Below are 2,918 nucleotides of genomic sequence, written 5' to 3' on the forward strand. Positions count from 1 at the left end.
GCCACCGCCAACGGCGCCGACATCGCGCTCGACAGCACGCACACCTTGAGCAACCGGAGCGGCGCCATCGCCGCTGCCGGCAACGCGACCCTGAGCGCTGGCGGCGCCATCGACAACAGCGGCGGCCGGGTGCAGACACCGGGTCGCCTGCAGATGAGCGCCGGCGGCGCGCTGGAGAACACGGCGGGCGCGCTGGAAGCGACCGGCGCGGGCAGCACGCTGGCGCTGGACGCCGCCGCCATCGCCAACTCGGGCCGCATCGTCAACAGCGGCGCGGGCAGCACCACGATTACCAGCGGCGCGGGCATCGTCAATACCGGCACCATCGGCGGCAACGGCGCCCTCGACCTGGCCGCGGCGACCCTGTACAACGGCGCTGCCGGCGTCATCGTCGCCGGTTCGGCACTCGAACTGGCGATCCGCCAGAGCCTGGAGAATGCCGGTGGCAGCATCAGCAGCGGCGGCGCGCTGCGCTTCGATCAGGCCGGCGCCACGTTCGCCAACAGCGGCCGCATCGGCGCCGGYGGCGCCCTCGACATCCGCGCCGCCGGCATCGACAACGGCGGCGGCCAACTGTACACGGCAGCCGGCTCGGGCGCGGCGATCACGCTGGCAACGGGCGCGCTGCGCAATATTAGCGGCAAGGTGGCTGCCGRCGGCCGCCTGGACATTGGCGCCAGCGGCGCCGTGTACAACGACGCCGRCACCCTGCATGGCGGACGCGGCCTGGCGCTGGGCGCCGGCCAGGCACTCGTCAACGGCAGAGGCGTGGTCGAATCGGCCAGTGGCGCACTCGAGGTGCGGGCCGCTTCGATCGACAGCAGCGGACGCATCGTCAACGGCGGCAGCGGCGACACCGCCATCGCCAGCCAGTCAGGCATCGTCAACAGCGGCGCCATCGCCGGCAACGGCAGCCTGCGCATCGCCGCCGAGAGCCTGCACAACGGGACCGGCGGCCAGATCGGCGCCGGCGGCGCGCTGCAGCTGGACGTGCGCCGCGAGCTGGCCAACGCCGGCGCCATCAGCAGCGCCCGCAGCATGACCTTCGACCAGGCCGCGGCCAGCCTTGCCAACAGCGGCACGATCGATGCCGGCGGGCGCGCCAGCTTCGTGGCCGCATCGTTCAACAACGACGGCGGACGGATCTCGACCGTGAAGGGATCGGGCGCCGACATCAGCATCACCGCTCCCGGGCTGAGCAACCGCAGCGGGGCGATCCTGGCCGACGGCCGCGCCAGCTTGGGCATCAATGGCGCGTTCGACAACCGTGGCGGCACACTGCAGGCCGGCAATGGCCTGATGCTGAGCGCGGCGGGCGCACTGAGCAACGATGGCGGCGTCATCGAAGCGATCGGCGCCGGCGCCACCCTGGGCATCGACGCTGGGGCCATCGACAACGGCAGCGGCCGCATCGCCAATCTCGGCCGGGGCGAAACCCGCCTGGCCAGCCAGGGCGACATTGCGAACAACGGCACGATCGCCGCCATGGGCAACCTGCTGCTGGCCGGTCAAACGCTGCAGAACGGCGCTGCTGGCCATATCGCGGCTGGCGGCAACATGACGCTGGCAATCAACCGCCAGTGGAGCAACCGGGGCAACGTCAACAGCAGCGGCGCGCTGACCTTCGACCAGGCCGGCGCCGTGTTCGTCAACAGCGGCCAGGTCATGGCCGGCGGCGACGTCCTGATCCGGGCAGCGCAGGTGGACAACAGCGGCGGACGCCTGGGCACCGGCGATGGTTCCGGCGCCAGCCTCACCTTGATCACTGGGCAGCTGAGCAACGGCGGCGCGCGCATCGCCACGGACCGCGACCTGCACGTGAACACCCGTGCCCTGAGCGGCCTGGGCCAGCTGTTTGCCGGGCGCGACCTGGCGCTGTCGATGGACGGCGATTATGTGCATGGCCAGGATGAGCAGATCGGCTCGAACCGCGACCTGAGCCTGGCCGTGACGGGCACCATCACCAACAACGCCGCATTCCAGGCAGCGGGCAAGCTGACGCTGTCGGGCCGGCACATCACCAACGGCGCCGGCGCCGTGATCGAAGCGCAGGCGCTGTCGCTGCGCGCCACCGACGACGTGACCAATGCCGGCGAGATCCAGGGCGCTGGCACGCTCGAGATCGCGGCGGCGTCGGTACGCAACAGCGGCGTGGTGGCCGGCGGCGCGGTAACGCTGTCGACCGGCAACCTGGACAACACCGGCAGCGCCGCACTGATCGGCGCTACCGAGTCGTTGCACCTGGGCGTGGACGGCACGCTGAACAATACGGATGGCGCCACGCTCTACAGCGCCAGCAACATGGCCATCGGCGGCGTGGGGGGCGGCTCGACCGGCCTGGTCAACAATCACTCGTCGACCATCGAGGCGGCCGGCGACCTGGCGCTCGATGCCGGCACGCTCACGAACGTGCGCGACAATGTGCGGATCGAGCAGGTGACGACGGTGGACGAAACCGTCAACATGCGGGTGCCTTCCTGGCGCGAGAACGGCAGAAACCACGATTATTACGATCCGAAATCATCCAACTACAACCCGCACGAGCTGTATTTCGTCAACCCCAACGACATTCTGGAAGAAACGGCCTTTGTCACGCCGGATGGTCATATGATCACGCGCGCCGTGATCCGCACCCATGCCAATGATTCGGCTTTCTTTGTCGCAGGCAGCGGCGAGTATGGCGCCTATGGCACCCAGCAGCGCATCCGGAATACGGACGGCACCAAGGTCATTTATTACTTCGGGCGCTCCGTCATGGCCAATCCCGACCAGGGTGGGCCGCAGGGCAATATCCTCGATGGCCGCGAGGGGATGAAGAAGTGGGCCGAGCAGGTGACGTTCTCGGGCGCCTACGGCACCTGCAGCACCGACTGCATCCGGCTGGTGACCCAGCCAGGCTATGACGATCCGCGCAACAC

Annotated in this window: 1 protein-coding gene; it reads left to right on the forward strand. The window is 69.4% G+C overall.

Annotation, left to right across the window (positions count from 1 at the left end; all coding sequences use genetic code 11):
* Positions 1–45: 45 nt before the first annotated feature.
* A partial coding sequence (locus AC1DYN_RS31970; RefSeq protein ID WP_477966738.1) for a beta strand repeat-containing protein occupies positions 46–2,918 on the forward strand: 2,873 nt, incomplete at its 3' end.

The sequence above is a fragment of the Rhizobacter sp. P2_D12 genome (assembly GCF_056404395.1).